A 14,958-nucleotide genomic window follows, 5' to 3' on the forward strand; every position below is an offset into this window, starting at 1 on the left:
GGGCAACTAATGGAATTCACGATTAAAGGTATTGAATACCGCTCGCAAAAACTGGACGTATTCGCACAGCTGAAAGTGTCGCGTAAGTTGCTGCCCTTGCTGGCGGGCATCCTCAAAGACCTGCGAAGCGGCACGGTGACGATTGAAACGGCGTTACCCAGTATTGCCCAGTCGCTTTCCGATATCAGCGACGAAGACTGTAACGCCATTATTCACCCTTGTTTAGAGAGGGTGTCGCGTAAGAACGGCAGCGCCTATAACCCGATTTTTAGCGGTGGCGTACTGATGTTTGATGACATTGATCTGATGGCAATGCTGCAAATCGTCGGTCGGGTGGTGGGCGACTCGATGGGAAATTTTTTGCGCGAACTCCAAGAGAGCGATGCGGTGGCGTTGCCAGCGGCTTAATACTGGATACGCTGCCGGGTGGGGAGGATTTTATCTTACGTCCGGTCAAGCATCAGCTCACCACCATGGGTGAAATCAAAAGCGGGAATATCGACTTACTCGACATTGCGCTACTGAATGAGTACCTCGATCTGGAAGCTGAGAATCAGGCAAAAATAGACCGATGGAGATCCGATAAATGAGTAACGCTGAAACCATTAAGGATTTTCTGGTCAGTCTCGGCTTTGAACTGGACGAGGCCGGGGAGAAGAAATTCTCCGCTGTGGTCGCAGGCGTCACCGCTAATGTGCTGAAAATGGGCGCGGTGGTCGAAGGGGCGGCGCTGGCGGTAGTTGGCTTTACCACCAAGATAGCCAGCGGGCTGGATAAGGTCTATTTCGCCTCCCAGCGCACCGGTGCATCGGTGGCGGGGATCAAGGCGTTAGGCTATGCCGCCTCGCAACTGGGGGTAGATGCGGCGTCAGCGCAAGGCTCATTGGAGAGTCTGGCCCGATTTATCCGTAACAGTCCGGGGGCTGAGGGCTTTTTAAATCGCCTCGGTATTCAGACCCGTAGCGCGAACGGCAGTATGCGCGATACCTCGGCCATCTTTACCGGCCTTAGTGCAAAACTGAGTAGCATGCCGTATTACCGCGCCAACCAATACGCGCAGATGCTGGGTATTGATGAAAATACGCTAATGGCAATGCGTCAGGGGCTGGGGAAGTTCAGCTCTGAGTACGCACTAACCGCTAAAAAGATTGGCTTTAATGCTGAGATTGCCGCGACGCAATCTAACCGCTTTATGACCTCCATGCGTAACCTCACGATGACGCTCGGTCAGGCGCGGGACAAAATCGGCGCAAATCTGGCTAATGGACTGGCGGGGGATATTGATGCTCTGCGCAAGCAACTGTTGGATAACTGGCCGAAGATTGAAGCGGTGTTGATGAAAGTAATCAAGGGCATCCTCTGGGCGGGGGATGCGGTTACGCGCGTATTATGGCGCACCGGTCAGGCGGTCGGTGACGTCATCAACTGGTTTAAAAAGCTAGACCCGATAACGCAGCAACTCATTATGTTGTTTGGTGGCTTGTTGGTGGCATGGCGTTTACTCAATACCGCCTTTCTGACATCGCCGATCGGCATTGTGCTATCACTGGGCGCGGCACTGTTTGCCCTGTACGACGACTATAAAACGTGGAAAGAGGGCGGGGAAAGCCTGATTGACTGGGGCCGGTGGGAACCAGAGATAAACGCTGCGCTAAACGGAATGGATGAGTTAACTAAATCCATTAAAGGTGTTGGCGTTGAGATTGCCCGGCTACTCAACATTAATCTGAAAAACTGGACGCTAAAAGGCGATATCGAGAACCTGACCAAGCAATTCGGCGAGTTCGGCAAGATGTTATCGATGATTGGTGACCTGATAAATGCATTGAAAGAGGGCAATTGGGTTGAGGTGGCCAGGATAGGAAAAGCATTACTTAGTCAGGGCAGCGATCAGCCAGACGCTATGCCTGCGGTAACCGATAGTGCGAATAGCGCCGCCGATTGGGTAAAGGATAAAACTGGTTTTGACCCGAGAAGCGTTGGGCGGTGGTTGCGGGGAGAAAATAACGGGACAGATCCTGTGCAATATGGTCAGTCAGTTAAAAGGCCAACAGCATCAGCGTCAGGCACAAGTCTTTTAGGCTGGCTGCAACCCACGCTTACAAAGCTGGAGGCATTAAATAATCTGCCAGCGGGTTTATTGCGCAGTGTGGCAATAACGGAGTCTGCCGGTAATCAATTTGCGGTTTCTGGTGCGGGTGCTAAAGGGTTGTTCCAGTTTATGGATCCCACAGCTAAAGATATGGGGCTGAAAGGTAACGATGTGTTTGATCCTGAAAAGTCAGCCGCTGCCGCCGCGAAATATCTCAGTATGCTCCTGAAGATGAATGGTGGTGATCTGGATAAGGCGCTGGCCTCTTACAACTGGGGGATCGGCAACGTCCAGAAACACGGCCTAGACCTGATGCCACCGGAAACTCGCAACTATATTCCCAAAGTGCGCAGCAATATGCCGGGTGGTGGATTACAGCAGGAAACCAATATCAATATCTATGGTGCAACTGATCCGGTCGCTGTTGGGAGTGAGATAGCGGGGAGGCAGACCAACGTCAATGCCCGGCTGACCCAGCAATTAAACATATCAACCCGATAGGAGGGTGAATGGATATTCTTTCTGCCATCTTCCGGCAGCAAACGCGCAAAATCGGCTTGCTGGTACCGAGCGTGATTATCGCTGAAAAGCATCAGGACGCGCTGGAGATAACCGAGCATCCGGTTGAGGTCGGGGCTGCAGTTAACGATCACGCTTATAAACGCGCTGCTGAGGTCACAATGGAGGTGGGTTTTGCCGGTGGCGGTTCATTGCTGGATTTTGTGGATACCTCAACCATAGGGTTGAGTCTGGGTAAAAGCCCGGAGGAGGTTTATCAAGAACTCCGTGATTTACAGGAAAGTAGACAGCCATTCGACGTCATTACCGGTAAGCGGAAATACAGCAATATGCTGATCCGTGGCATTGAGGTCACAACCGATAAAACCAGTGAAAATGTGTTGATGTGCGTTCTAACACTGCGTGAAGTGATTATGTCTCAAACCGAATCGGTTACGGTGGCTGATAAAGAGAATATGCAAGACGGGGTAAGCACCTCGGCGATGCAAAACACCGGCACCAAAGCCCCGGCACCGGCCAATAAATCGTTATTGCAATCTAGTCTTGGCTGGGTAAAGGAGAAACTTGCATGAACATTCAAGAAATCCCGCTAACCGCCAATAATCAGTTTTTCAATATTGCCCTGGGTGAGCATTCGCTTAATCTTCGATTGGTCTTTCGTGATACTGCCGGCTGGATCATGGATGTGAGAGATAGCGGCGGCGCTGACATGCTGTGCGGTGTGCCGCTGGTGGTGGGTGTTGACCTGCTGGAACAATATCCTGATCTGGGCATCAATGGTGTGTTTGCGGTGATCAGTGATGATAGCCGCGAGGAATACCCGACCAAAACCAACCTTGGCACCGGTAGCCATTTATATTTTGTGCAGAATAGCTAAATCACTCCTACTCAATCCAACCCGCCACTGTGCGGGTTTTTTTATGAGGTTTTCATGAGTAAGAACTGGATACGTCACTTTGAATTGATGCTATTGGATAATGAGGGCAAGGGGATTAATTTCACTGATTTTAAAGTGACGTTTAATATTGAGTGGTACAACACCTCATTCCCGCGCGCGGCTACTTTCAAGATTTATAATCTGTCACAGAACACCATTAACCGCATCACCGGTACCGAGTTTTCAAAGCTACGATTGATCGCCGGTTACGATGGTTCAACCTCACCAGCCGGGCAACAGGACGAGGCTAACTTTGGTGAGATTTTTTCGGGTGATATCCGCTATACCATTACCGGCAGAGATAACCCCACGGATACCTTTATTCTGATCCAGGCTATCGATGGTCATAACGCATTTATTAACGCCACTATAAACCAGACGGTGGCGGCGGGTTATACCGTGGCAGATATCAATAATCTGCTGATGCGTAACCTTGAGCCGTTCGGTATCACTCAGGGCATCATGCCGGAAATGCCACCCACGGTATTCCCGCGCGGAAAAACCATGTACGGCATGACGCGGGATTATCTGGATAACGTCGCCAAACAATGCAAAGCCACCTGGCAGTTTGTGAATGGCAAGGTTGATATGGTGCCGAATGATAAATATGTGCATGAAGCCATTGTGCTAAACAGCAACACCGGCTTGATTGGTATGCCACAGCAAACCATTGGATCGGGTGTTAACGTTCGCGGCCTGATCAACCCTAACATTCGCTTAAATGGCCTTATCCAGTTGAATCAGGAATCAGTCTATCGCGCGACGCTTTCCAGCCGTGATATTCAGATGTCAGGCGGCAGGCTGGATGATCAAAATGATAATGGCAACGTGACCGTTAACGGCCTGACCAATCCACCGGCCAGCATCGCCACCGATGGTGTGTATATCGTTAGGGGTATTAGTTATACTGGCGATACGCGCGGCAACCCATGGTATATGGACATGATGTGTGAAGCGCGTGGGGCTAGGGATTTGTTTTCATCGTCAGCACAACAAAAGGTTTATTCATGAGATGCACCAACTTTGTCGCAGTTCGTTTTTTGGCTATTGGATTAATGCTCACAAGTGGGGCTGCTTTAGCTGATTTACAGTGCGGCAATTTCAGGCTTCATGCGGCTGATGATGGTTGGACATATATCAACGGAGAGAAAGTGACCTCACAAAAAATCACTTTCCCAAAGCAAAAAGATGATTGGGATAATGTCAAAACTGACATGGCTTTAATGCCTGCCCGTGATGGCAATATGTACGGTTTCCAGTTTATCAAGCGTGACGGTAAAGCATTTCTAAATGTCCAACTTCTGCAAAACAGTATGGATGCACCGAAAATTATCGGTTCATTCCCCTGTAAGAAAATCAGTTAGCTAAATAGCACAATAAAATAAATAAATTGATAGCCATTTAAACGAGCTGTAAGGCCCATAGAAAAGCGCAGAATAAAACGTCGTGATGGTATGTGCTCATTTTTGGCCTCTGTATGCTTCGGTAAGGAGCTACAAAGAGCATAAGAAAGCAACATAAAGTTGATTAGCTATGGCTTGAGCTATACACTCATTGTCAACAATAGTGTTGATATTTCCACAAATGGTTACTGGAATGCTGGTTTTTAGTGATTCGGTACATTAGGCCTAGTAGGAGGATACCCAAATGAAAAAAGCTACCAAGCGGATTTTACGCTCAATGGGATCAATCCTTGATATTTGTCCTTCTGATGACTACAAAGAGTTCCGCAACATACCGCCGGACAATGAGTTGCTTAATGGTGACTGGATATCAGTTGGTGACTACATCAAGGATTCGATGAGAAACTATGACTCGAAGAAAGAACCCCAGACTACCCATCAAAACTAAGCAGTCGCCCCCAGAATTGATTAATCAACCTAACCCCTCTCGTAAAGTGCAGGAGGGAAAAACAGAGTTTTTAGTCAACGAGGTAATGAATAATCCTGAGGTAATTCAACGCTTAGCTAATAGACCTGAAGCTTTGGGGTTGATGATGCAAGTTTCTACTCATCGGTCTGGGCCACTTCCTGATGCAGAGGAGCTTGCTAGATATGAGAGTATAACTCCTGGGTTAGCTAAAGAAATTGTTGATATGGCAAAAAGCGCACAGCAATTCAGACAAGATCAGGGTAGTCGCTCTTTATCTGGAGCTATCTGGAAAGATAGAATCGGACAACTTTCCGCCATGGTATGCGTTTTTGTATTCGCGTACATAGCATTAAAGATGGTCTATGCAGGAGCTTATGGTCACGCTGTTCTACTTCTTGGCGCAGAACTTGTTGCCCTCGCAGGAATATTTGTTATCGGACGATCCGATAAAAGACAAGAAAGTGCAGAGCAAGAGAAGAAGAAAAAGAAATAATTTTGCAAACAGAAAGAACCCGCTCCGGCGGGTTTTTGCTTTCTAACATCCCATAACCCAGCCTTTGCGCTGGGTTTTTTATTGGAGTTTTTCCATGACGGTATCAACAGACTCCCGTTCGGGAGAATTAGCCGAAACACTGCGAACATTGCAATCATCTGTGTCGTCTCAATTGCGCGTATCAATGCCGGGGATTGTTCAATCCTTTGATGCTGACAGCGTAACTTGCGACATTCAAATCGGCATTAAAGGCGAATCAGGCGGGGAGTCGACCAACCTCTCGGTGCTAACTAGCGTTCCGGTTGTATTCCCGCGCGGCGGTGGTGTCACCATGACATTCCCCATCAAAGCTGGGGATGAGTGCTTATTGGTTTTTGGTGATCGGTGTATTGATTTCTGGCACCAGTCAGGCGACATACAGGAAACGGTTGACGAACGTCAGCATGATTTATCGGATGCATTCGCCATTATTGGCCCCCAGTCGCAGGCAAAGAAAATCAGTGGCATCAGCACCAGCGCCGCGCAGTTCCGTAGTGATGATGGTTCAACCTATTTTGAAATAGATCCAACGACCCAAAAAATAAAGATTGTGGCACCTGGTGGCCTCGATGTGGTGACACCTAAAGCGGAATTCTCAGCCGAGGTTCTGGTTAATGGCCTGTTTACATTCCTTGGCGGGCTTGTGGGGAGTGCGGCGGCGGGTGTTTCTGCGAAAATCACTGGTGCTATCGAGTTTGTCGGCACCCTTACCTCTAACGGCAAGACGATTGACGATACTCACACCCACAACGAAGTGCAGCCAGGAACCGGCAACTCAGGCAAGGTAAATTGATATGCGCTATCGCAGAGAGGACGAGAACGGCGATTACACATTCGGTCAGGGTGATAACACTTTCCTGATCGACTCACCGGAGGCGGTCGCTCAGGCGGTGAAAACCCGCTTTGAGTTATGGCGCGGTCAGTGGTTTTTAGATTTAACCGAGGGTACGCCTTATATCCAGTCGGTACTCGGCAAGCAACGATCTGATATTTATATCCTGGCTATCCGGGAGCGCATTCTTGATACGCAGGGCGTTAACACCATTCTGGAATTTGAAGCTAGTTACACCGGCGACAATCGTCGCGTCACTTTCACCGCCACAATAGACACCCTCTACGGTATTACCACCGTGACCAGCGAGGCATAAATGTTAAACCTTGATACGTTAGGGCTGAATGCAATTGTCAGCGCTACGGGGATAACTGCGCCCGATTTCGAGACTATTCGCAGCACTCTGGTCAGTTATTTCCAAGAGATTTATGGCGGTGATAGCTATCTGGACGCTGACAGTAAAGACGGGCAAATGGTTACTCTATATGCGTTGGGAATTCACGATGCTAACAATAGCGCCATTGCGGTATATAACTCGTTTTCTCCGGCAACCGCAGTCGGCAATGGGCTTTCCAGCAATGTGAAAATTAACGGTATTAAGCGCAATAAGGAAACCAACTCTACAGTCGATATACTGCTCACTGGCAGCGTCGGGCTGGTGATAACCAACGGCGCTGCGCGTGATGCTGATGGTGTGCGCTGGGATTTACCGGCCAGCGTGATTATTGGTCTGGATGGCACAGCAACCGCCACGGCGATTTGTTCGGTGCCAGGTGCGATTGTTGCACTGGCCAACACGGTAAAAGAAATAGCGACGCCGACGCGAGGCTGGTTAAGTGTTAATAACCCAACAGCAGCCACGCCGGGCAAGCCGGTAGAAATGGATGCAGAATTGCGTGTCAGGCAGGCGGTATCAGTGGCGCTACCGTCGCGCACGGTGCTGGATGGTATCTTAGGGGCTATCGCGGGCATTGGTGGTGTTGAGCGCTATCGTGGCTATGAGAACGACACCAACATTACCGACTCCAACGGAATACCCAGCCATTCGATCTCTATCGTGGTCGATGGCGGTGATGCAACAGAGATCGCACAAACTATCGCCCTGAAAAAGGGGCCAGGTTCTGGGACGTACGGTACCACCACAATCCCGATTAAAGATAAGTATGGCATTGTTCACCCGATTAATTTCTTCCGTAAAGGCACCGTACAGATTTATGTCAGATTAGAAATTAAGGCGCTACAGGGCTATACCTCATCAATTGGAACCGCAATTAAAAACTCAATCGTGGAATATATTAACGAGATAGAAATTGGCGAGCCGGTGCGGATTAAGCGGCTTGATCTGCCTGCGCAATTAAATGGCAGCATCGAACGACTGACTTACGATATTACTTTGTTGGAAATCGGCATTTCCCCTGTGGCGCTATCTGAAAGCAATATTGAGATAGCCTTTAACGATGCCGCTGCTTGTGTGCCGGAGAATATAACTTTAGTGGTGACTTAATGAGTGAGACTAAATATCAACGTCTCATCACGCCATATCACAAAAATAAGCCTAAGTTTTACGATCATATCTCTCTAATTACCGCACCGTTCCTCGGTATCCAGCAAACGACAAATCAACTTACAAACGACTTTGACCTCGATAGCTCAACAGGCAATCAAGAGGATGCGGTCGGGCTGTGGGTGGGGATTGGCCGAAATATCAGAACGCCAATCACCGATGTCTATTTCTCACTGGATACCGAGGGGCTGGGTTTTGATTTTGGTAGTTGGAAAGGGCCATATGACTCGCTAACCGGTTTTACCCGATTGGATGATGAGACTTACCGCACGATACTGCGGGCAAAAATCCAGGCTAACCACTGGGACGGCACGGTAGAAACTCTCAGTGATATCTACCAGGGCATTTTCCCTGACGGGCGCACCAAGATATTCGCCGTCGATAACTTCGACATGACCATGACTATTTACATTGCCGGTGAGCAAATTTCATCAGTGATGCGGGCGGTTATTGCACAAGGATATTTAGACGTTAAACCGGCAGGGGTTGGCGTCACGAATTACATCATTTCAACCGAGGTCGGGGCGTTATTCGGCTTCGATTTAGATAACGAATATTCCTCAGGATTTGACCGTTCGTCATGGGGTTTATCATTAAGGAAAGCACATGGCTAAGAATGAAATACTTCCTTTTGGGCTCGGTGTTGACGCTAACGTCATGCCGCAGGCTGAATATGAATCATTACCGGCGCGGGTAGGGGGCTTCTCATCGGGGGTGGCAAAGTCGGAGCAACTTAATATCGTTTGGCGTCAGGCGGCATTTATGGCGTCAATGCTCGCGCAGTTTATCGCTGACAACTCCGAACAAGATGTTTTGGATGATGGGAAGATAGCCGAACTCCAAATTAAATTGGAGTCAGCCATTAAGAGCTATGCCAATAGTAATTTGCCCTCAGCCTCGACTAATCAAAAAGGGATTGTTCAGTTAAGTAGTGCGACTAATAGCACCAGCGAAACGTTAGCGGCTACACCAAAGGCGGTAAAGGCCGCGATTGATGCCGCACTGCCCGTCGCTGGCACCGCTAAAGCAGCGGAAAAACTGGCGACCGCAAGAAAAATCAGTGGTGTAGATTTTGATGGTTCTAAAGATATTACCCTGCCTTTCATTAATACCACAGATGACAATATTCAATTAGCGGGCAACCTTGGCGTAAAGAATCTTGAGGTTCGAGGTTATGGCACCACAGAAGGTGGCCAGATTGATTTTTTCGACAAGTCTGGCGCTCTTGCAGCATCGCTTGATATTGATACCAACGGTAATTTTCGCATCATTAATGCAACACACGGCGGGATTATCTATGTCAATCGCACCTCCGGCGAGGTTTCACTAAACAAAAATACCAGCGTAAACGGCACACTATCGGCTTACGGAAACATCACTTCTACTAACGGTCATATCATCGCAACTAACGGCAATATTGCTTGCAATAACGGCAACTTATACGCCGGTACGGGGGTTGCATCTGGTCTGAATGTTCAGGCAACTAAAAACCTAATAGCCGGTGAAAATCTCTCTGTGGGTGGACGCGGGGATATCACGGGGGACTTACGTGGTGGGCGCGTACTGTCTAAATCTGATGTTGTTGTTGGGGAGGGGCAAGCAGGCGGTTATGCGCTTATTATCTCCACTGGCAATATCACCGGCACTCAGTGGGGTGGCGGTTGGCTATCAACACGCACAGCCCGTGCATTTGCCGTGTTCAACGCTAAAACAGGGGCCGTTTCTGGCTCCGTAGGCATTTCAAGCGTGACACGCAATGCGGTAGGTACATATACCGTAGTATTTTCCAGTGCAATGCCCGGCACATATGCGGTAATGGTTGGGGTTGATGGGGCATATAACACACATGAACCGACAATAACTTCAAAAGCAGCCACTTCATTTCGCATTCTGACGCCCGGCGACGGCGGGGTTGATTACAGCCTCCAGGATCAAAATGAAATCCAATTCGTTGTTTTCAGTACAGGAGTATAAAACATGAAAAACTTAGATACCGATGGTGAAGTGCCAGATGATGAGTTGTTGGTTGTTGATGAAGAGATTATCTATGACGACTTGTTCGTAGCCGTGTACAAAGACGAAGCAGGTTTATCAGTGGTTAATTTTAACAGTCAGGCGAGTCTCGACTCATTTAGTCACGATGATTATTTTCTCATCATTGAGCGCAGTAAATTACCAGGCCAAAAATACCAGGCAGCCTGGGAGTTTAATGGTAAACGTGATGCCATTGTTGTTAATCAGGAAAAGCTCAAAGCGATTTTAGTTTCAGATGCGGAGCAAATAAGAGAGCACAAATTGTCACTTGTTCGTGCTGATATCGACGGGCTACAGTCTGATTTGATATTGGATATCATTACTGACGCTGACCGCGAAAAATTAGTTTCGGTTAAGAAGTACATTATCGAATTGAAGAAGCTGGATCTATCAACAGCACCAGAAATTGAATGGCCTGTTGTTCCTGCTTAATAAATGCAAAACTGGGTTTCAATTTGACCTGGTTAGGGAGAGCGTCCGGATCTTTGTGGGCTATCAAAGTAAGCCATAACCTCTTCTTTATTGAATCTTTAAATTGAACAAACTGCTGCGAAAGCGGTGGGGCGAGTAGGGGGGGATGACACCTGAAGCAGTTAAACGCGCCAGAAGCATGTTTGCAACTGGTGCACGAATACGACTGAGAATTAGGTCTAATGGACAAGGAAAATTGCTTAAAAATACACTTTGAGCAACTTTATGTTCCTAAAGCATCTTCCTAACATCTTCCTAAATGTGATTTCAGGCACAAAAAAACCGCCTCTCGGCGGTTAACGACATACTCATACTACTTTGTTTTACTTAGATTTGTTTCCATGGTGCCCGGGGCGGGACTTGAACCCGCACAGCCATAAGCCGAGGGATTTTAAATCCCTTGTGTCTACCGATTTCACCACCCGGGCTCTGGAAAACTGGAGGCGCGTCCCGGAGTCGAACCGAGGTAGACGGATTTGCAATCCGTAGCATGGCCACTCTGCCAACGCGCCTTACTCTTCTTTGCCTTACTACTGAGGTTAGCTTATAGCAAACCTACTAATTTGGAGCGGGAAACGAGACTCGAACTCGCGACCCCGACCTTGGCAAGGTCGTGCTCTACCAACTGAGCTATTCCCGCAACATCAGAACTTACTGATTCTTTTGCTATCTTTCGACATTTCATTGCTGCCGTCTGATGCGATGCATTCTACTTACCTGACGCGATGAGTCAATAAAATTATCAGACTAATTCGTTCGTTTGCTGCTTTTTCCGGCGCTTCGATCAAGGTTCGAGCAAATCTTTCCAGGCAGCGTTTAAATATTGAAACATTGACCAAAATGTCAGGACCGCAGCAATGTAGAGGAGAACAAAACTCGCCAGTTCAACATTGTGATCTGGCCGCCAAAGTAGGCCAACTAATGAGCCCATTTGAGCGGTTGTTTTGACTTTACCAATCCATGAGACCGCAACACTGCTGCGTTTACCAATTTCGGCCATCCATTCGCGGAGGGAAGAAATGATAATCTCACGAGCAATCATCGTTGCTGCTGGCAGAGTAATCCACCAAACATGGTAATGCTCAGCAACCAAGACCAACGCAATGGCCACCATCACTTTATCCGCTACCGGGTCAAGAAAAGCCCCAAAGCGGGTTGTCTGTTTCCAGCGCCGAGCTAAAAAGCCATCGAACCAATCGGTTGCGGCTGCAAACACAAATATGATGGCGCAAACCATCGGAGCCCAGACGAATGGCAGATAGAACGCCAGAACGAAGAATGGGATGAGTACTACACGAAACAGGGTAAGCCAAGTCGGTATATTCAATTGCATAATGCTACGATAACTATCTGGCTGGTGTGGATATTATGAGTATGGTGCAACATTAGCTTCAGTGTTTCAATGCATTGTAGATTTTTTCTGCCAATGCTTGTGAAATACTCGGCACTTTTGCAATTTCCTCGACGCTAGCGTTAAGTAAAGGTTGCAGTCCCCCCATATACTTCAGCAATATTTGCCGCCGTTTAGGGCCCACTCCCTCTATTAGTTCTAATGCGCTAGTATTTTTTACTTTTGAACGACGCTGCCTATGCCCTGTTATGGCATGGTTATGCGAGTCGTCACGAATATGTTGAATCAAATGTAATGCGGGTGAGTCTGGTGGCAATGAAAAGCCCTCACCCTCAGCAGCCAGGAACAATGTTTCCAACCCTGCTTTTCGGTCACTGCCTTTTGCTACCCCAACTAATAACGGCTTTTGCTTGTCCCACGGTACATTGAGCGAGGCAAAAACATCAAAAGCTTGAGATAACTGACCTTTACCACCGTCAATAAAGATAACATCCGGGATCTTTTTGTCGTCTAACGCTTTGCCATATCGACGTTTGAGCACTTGGGACATCGCTGCATAATCATCACCCGGCGTGATACCACTAATATTGTAGCGCCTATATTCCGAACGTACAGGGCCATTTGCATCAAATACCACGCAAGATGCAACAGTTTGCTCCCCCATCGTATGGCTGATATCAAAACATTCCATGCGATTTATCTCATCAAGATTGAGAATCTTGGCTAATTCTTTCATTCGTTGATGAATAGTTGATTGCTGGGATAAACGAGTAACCAGCGCCGTAGACGCATTGGTGCGCGCAAGTTTGAGATAACGTGCGCGATCACCACGAGGGCGACTTTGTATCTGGATTTTTCTTCCCGCTAATTCAGAAAGAGAAGATGCCAATAGGTCTTTTTCAGCGAGCGTGAAATCCAACAAAATTTCACCTGGAAGCGTACGTACCTGGCTTCCTTGCAGATAGAACTGCCCGACGAATGTTTGAACAACTTCACTCAGTTCCGTTCCCGCAGGAACTTTGGGGAAATAGCTGCGACTTCCCAGAACCTTTCCCTGCCGAATAAATAGCACATGGACACAGGCTAACCCGGCATCAAATGCCACACCGATCACATCAAGATCTTCGCTATCGCCAGAAACAAACTGTTGTTCCGTAACGCGCCTTACAGCCTGTATTTGATCACGGATACGTGCCGCATCTTCAAAATGAAGCAATCGGCTGGCCTCTTCCATGCGAGAGATCAATTGCGTCAAGACTTGCTGGTCTTTGCCTGACAGGAACAAACGAACATAATCGACTTGACGTTGATACTCTTCTTCACTCACTAACCCTGACACGCATGGCCCAGAACAACGACCAATTTGATATTGCAGGCAAGGCCGTGAGCGATTGCGGTAGACACTGTTTTCACATTGTCTGACAGGAAAAAGCTTTTGCAGCAATGCTAAAGTTTCGCGGACCGCATAGGAATTCGGAAATGGCCCGAAATATTCCCCTTTTTCATGCTTTGCCCCGCGATGAATAGCTAAACGTGGATGCTTATCCGCACTGAGAAAAATAAGTGGGTAGGATTTATCATCCCGCAACAGTACGTTGTAGCGAGGTTGATAAAGTTTGATGTAGTTATGCTCAAGCAGTAGCGCTTCCGTCTCAGTGTGAGTGACAGTCACGTCAATTTGCGCAATGTTTTTAACTAAAGTTTCTGTTTTACGGCTAGCAACATGAGCGCGGAAATAACTGGTCAGACGCTTTTTAAGGTCTTTTGCTTTACCAACATAAATAACTGTCCCCGCCTGATCATACATACGGTAAACACCAGGTTGGCTGGTGACAGTTTTCAAAAACTCTTTAGAATCAAAACAATCAGTCACTATTAGATAATGTCTCCGCGTTGAACAAGCCATGGCGGATAGCCAAGTGAGTCAATTCAACGTCACCACTAATATTCAGCTTGCTAAACATCCGATAGCGGTAGCTGTTCACAGTTTTCGGGCTCAGATGAAGTTGCTCCGATATCTCATTCACCTTTTGGCCTTTCGTTATCATTATCATAATTTGTAACTCACGCTCTGACAAACAGCTAAAAGGTGTTTCTGTCGGCGGCTCTAACTGCCCCAAAGCCATTTGTTGTGCAATGTCAGATGCAATGTAACGCTGCCCCGAATGGACAGCTCTGATTGCAGTTACCACATCCTGAGGTGCCGCACCTTTACTCAGATATCCACTCGCACCAGCCTGCATAACTTTCGCAGGTAACGGGTTTTCTGTATGGATAGTTAGCATGATAACTTTAGTATCTGGGGAAAAGCGTAAAATTTTACGAGTTGCCTCCAACCCGCCGATGCCGGGCATATTCATATCCATCAAAACGATATCAACAATATGGTTACGGCACCATTTTACCGCATCTTCGCCACACTGCATCTCATCCGCTACTTTGATACCCTTGATGTCTTCAAGAATGCGTCGTATCCCTGCGCGCACCAGTTCGTGGTCATCAACAAGAAGAACGCTAATCAAAGAAAATTCTCCAAAAATAAGGGAGTAACCTAATCACGCTTTACTTACGGCAATGATATTACTTGTTTTCGGGCAAATAATGAATACAGAATAATTGCAAATTCATATCTATATCGTTTGATAGATATTATTTTTATCATCATTCACGCTATGTACATAAAATCACAGGCATCTCAATTAATATCATGATAAAAAAGAAATTTTTTTAAGACTATTCTTGTCACTATGTATC

General features: G+C 47.4%; 18 protein-coding genes and 3 tRNA genes. 15 read left to right on the forward strand and 6 right to left on the reverse strand.

What is annotated here, in order from left to right; genetic code table 11:
* Positions 1–9: 9 nt before the first annotated feature.
* From HU019_RS16215 to HU019_RS16280, 15 genes are all read left to right on the forward strand, one after another.
* The gene (locus HU019_RS16215) at positions 10–408 is read left to right on the forward strand and encodes a phage tail assembly chaperone (protein ID WP_174847515.1); all 399 of its coding nucleotides are present in this window, start codon (positions 10–12) and stop codon (positions 406–408) included.
* Between the two features lie 65 nt (positions 409–473).
* Positions 474–590, forward strand: coding sequence for a DUF6889 family protein (locus tag HU019_RS20555; RefSeq protein ID WP_407083949.1), 117 nt, complete (start codon positions 474–476; stop codon positions 588–590).
* Positions 587–2,593: a lytic transglycosylase domain-containing protein gene (locus tag HU019_RS16220; protein WP_174847516.1), complete on the forward strand. Its 2,007-nt coding sequence runs from the start codon at positions 587–589 to the stop codon at positions 2,591–2,593. Before HU019_RS20555 ends, HU019_RS16220 begins: the two co-directional genes overlap by 4 nt.
* 8 nt (positions 2,594–2,601) lie before the next feature.
* Complete coding sequence (locus tag HU019_RS16225) at positions 2,602–3,183, forward strand: phage baseplate protein (RefSeq protein ID WP_049603721.1); 582 nt, start codon at positions 2,602–2,604, stop codon at positions 3,181–3,183.
* Positions 3,180–3,488: a phage baseplate plug family protein gene (locus HU019_RS16230; protein ID WP_174847517.1), complete on the forward strand. Its 309-nt coding sequence runs from the start codon at positions 3,180–3,182 to the stop codon at positions 3,486–3,488. The genes HU019_RS16225 and HU019_RS16230 overlap by 4 nt, the downstream gene beginning before the upstream one ends.
* A 54-nt stretch (positions 3,489–3,542) precedes the next feature.
* On the forward strand, positions 3,543–4,559 hold the full coding sequence (locus tag HU019_RS16235) for a phage protein (protein WP_174847518.1): 1,017 nt from the start codon (positions 3,543–3,545) through the stop codon (positions 4,557–4,559).
* The gene (locus HU019_RS16240) at positions 4,556–4,912 is read left to right on the forward strand and encodes a hypothetical protein (protein WP_174847519.1); all 357 of its coding nucleotides are present in this window, start codon (positions 4,556–4,558) and stop codon (positions 4,910–4,912) included. The genes HU019_RS16235 and HU019_RS16240 overlap by 4 nt, the downstream gene beginning before the upstream one ends.
* A 283-nt stretch (positions 4,913–5,195) precedes the next feature.
* Positions 5,196–5,399 (forward strand): hypothetical protein, encoded by a 204-nt coding sequence (locus tag HU019_RS16245; protein ID WP_174847520.1) that lies wholly within the window; start codon positions 5,196–5,198, stop codon positions 5,397–5,399.
* Between the two features lie 16 nt (positions 5,400–5,415).
* Positions 5,416–5,913 carry a DUF2335 domain-containing protein gene (locus HU019_RS16250; RefSeq protein ID WP_227739307.1) on the forward strand — a complete coding sequence of 166 codons (498 nt, stop codon included), beginning with the start codon at positions 5,416–5,418 and terminating at the stop codon, positions 5,911–5,913.
* Between the two features lie 94 nt (positions 5,914–6,007).
* Positions 6,008–6,745, forward strand: coding sequence for a Gp138 family membrane-puncturing spike protein (locus HU019_RS16255; RefSeq protein ID WP_174847522.1), 738 nt, complete (start codon positions 6,008–6,010; stop codon positions 6,743–6,745).
* A 1-nt stretch (position 6,746) separates the two neighbouring features.
* Positions 6,747–7,100 carry a thioredoxin domain-containing protein gene (locus HU019_RS16260; protein ID WP_174847523.1) on the forward strand — a complete coding sequence of 118 codons (354 nt, stop codon included), beginning with the start codon at positions 6,747–6,749 and terminating at the stop codon, positions 7,098–7,100.
* Positions 7,101–8,288, forward strand: a complete 1,188-nt coding sequence (locus HU019_RS16265) for a baseplate J/gp47 family protein (RefSeq protein WP_174847524.1) — start codon at positions 7,101–7,103, stop codon at positions 8,286–8,288.
* A complete protein-coding gene (locus HU019_RS16270; RefSeq protein WP_174847525.1) occupies positions 8,288–8,962 on the forward strand; it encodes a DUF2612 domain-containing protein in 675 nt (224 codons plus the stop codon). Before HU019_RS16265 ends, HU019_RS16270 begins: the two co-directional genes overlap by 1 nt.
* Positions 8,955–10,322, forward strand: coding sequence for a tail fiber protein (locus tag HU019_RS20190; protein WP_227739306.1), 1,368 nt, complete (start codon positions 8,955–8,957; stop codon positions 10,320–10,322). Before HU019_RS16270 ends, HU019_RS20190 begins: the two co-directional genes overlap by 8 nt.
* Before the next feature lie 3 nt (positions 10,323–10,325).
* A complete protein-coding gene (locus HU019_RS16280) occupies positions 10,326–10,814 on the forward strand; it encodes a tail fiber assembly protein (RefSeq protein WP_174847526.1) in 489 nt (162 codons plus the stop codon).
* Positions 10,815–11,195: 381 nt separating this feature from the next.
* Here HU019_RS16280 and HU019_RS16285 read toward each other — a convergent pair.
* From HU019_RS16285 to uvrY, 6 genes are all read right to left on the reverse strand, one after another.
* A tRNA-Leu gene (locus HU019_RS16285) sits at positions 11,196–11,281 on the reverse strand.
* Positions 11,282–11,291: 10 nt separating this feature from the next.
* A tRNA-Cys gene (locus tag HU019_RS16290) sits at positions 11,292–11,365 on the reverse strand.
* Between the two features lie 52 nt (positions 11,366–11,417).
* Positions 11,418–11,493, reverse strand: a tRNA-Gly gene (locus HU019_RS16295).
* Between the two features lie 144 nt (positions 11,494–11,637).
* Positions 11,638–12,186 carry a CDP-diacylglycerol--glycerol-3-phosphate 3-phosphatidyltransferase gene (gene pgsA / locus HU019_RS16300; RefSeq protein WP_019080796.1) on the reverse strand — a complete coding sequence of 183 codons (549 nt, stop codon included), beginning with the start codon at positions 12,184–12,186 and terminating at the stop codon, positions 11,638–11,640.
* Between the two features lie 58 nt (positions 12,187–12,244).
* Positions 12,245–14,077 carry an excinuclease ABC subunit UvrC gene (gene uvrC, locus HU019_RS16305; RefSeq protein ID WP_174847527.1) on the reverse strand — a complete coding sequence of 611 codons (1,833 nt, stop codon included), beginning with the start codon at positions 14,075–14,077 and terminating at the stop codon, positions 12,245–12,247.
* Positions 14,070–14,726: a UvrY/SirA/GacA family response regulator transcription factor gene (gene uvrY / locus HU019_RS16310; protein WP_050077511.1), complete on the reverse strand. Its 657-nt coding sequence runs from the start codon at positions 14,724–14,726 to the stop codon at positions 14,070–14,072. The genes uvrC and uvrY overlap by 8 nt, the downstream gene beginning before the upstream one ends.
* Positions 14,727–14,958: the final 232 nt, after the last annotated feature.

This window comes from Yersinia artesiana (assembly GCF_902726545.1).
Lineage (GTDB): Bacteria > Pseudomonadota > Gammaproteobacteria > Enterobacterales > Enterobacteriaceae > Yersinia > Yersinia artesiana.

What these genes read in the sequence shown, in the direction of transcription:
- HU019_RS16225 (WP_049603721.1), top strand. Translation starts at nt 2,602, where the DNA reads ATGGATATTCTTTCTGCCATCTTCCGGCAGCAAACGCGCAAAATCGGC.
- HU019_RS16230 (WP_174847517.1), top strand. Translation starts at nt 3,180, where the DNA reads ATGAACATTCAAGAAATCCCGCTAACCGCCAATAATCAGTTTTTCAAT.
- HU019_RS20190 (WP_227739306.1), top strand. Translation starts at nt 8,955, where the DNA reads ATGGCTAAGAATGAAATACTTCCTTTTGGGCTCGGTGTTGACGCTAAC.
- HU019_RS16270 (WP_174847525.1), top strand. Translation starts at nt 8,288, where the DNA reads ATGAGTGAGACTAAATATCAACGTCTCATCACGCCATATCACAAAAAT.
- HU019_RS16245 (WP_174847520.1), top strand. Translation starts at nt 5,196, where the DNA reads ATGAAAAAAGCTACCAAGCGGATTTTACGCTCAATGGGATCAATCCTT.
- HU019_RS16240 (WP_174847519.1), top strand. Translation starts at nt 4,556, where the DNA reads ATGAGATGCACCAACTTTGTCGCAGTTCGTTTTTTGGCTATTGGATTA.
- pgsA (WP_019080796.1), bottom strand. Translation starts at nt 12,186, where the DNA reads ATGCAATTGAATATACCGACTTGGCTTACCCTGTTTCGTGTAGTACTC.
- HU019_RS16260 (WP_174847523.1), top strand. Translation starts at nt 6,747, where the DNA reads ATGCGCTATCGCAGAGAGGACGAGAACGGCGATTACACATTCGGTCAG.
- HU019_RS16220 (WP_174847516.1), top strand. Translation starts at nt 587, where the DNA reads ATGAGTAACGCTGAAACCATTAAGGATTTTCTGGTCAGTCTCGGCTTT.
- HU019_RS20555 (WP_407083949.1), top strand. Translation starts at nt 474, where the DNA reads ATGGGTGAAATCAAAAGCGGGAATATCGACTTACTCGACATTGCGCTA.
- HU019_RS16280 (WP_174847526.1), top strand. Translation starts at nt 10,326, where the DNA reads ATGAAAAACTTAGATACCGATGGTGAAGTGCCAGATGATGAGTTGTTG.
- HU019_RS16215 (WP_174847515.1), top strand. Translation starts at nt 10, where the DNA reads ATGGAATTCACGATTAAAGGTATTGAATACCGCTCGCAAAAACTGGAC.
- HU019_RS16265 (WP_174847524.1), top strand. Translation starts at nt 7,101, where the DNA reads ATGTTAAACCTTGATACGTTAGGGCTGAATGCAATTGTCAGCGCTACG.
- HU019_RS16235 (WP_174847518.1), top strand. Translation starts at nt 3,543, where the DNA reads ATGAGTAAGAACTGGATACGTCACTTTGAATTGATGCTATTGGATAAT.
- HU019_RS16255 (WP_174847522.1), top strand. Translation starts at nt 6,008, where the DNA reads ATGACGGTATCAACAGACTCCCGTTCGGGAGAATTAGCCGAAACACTG.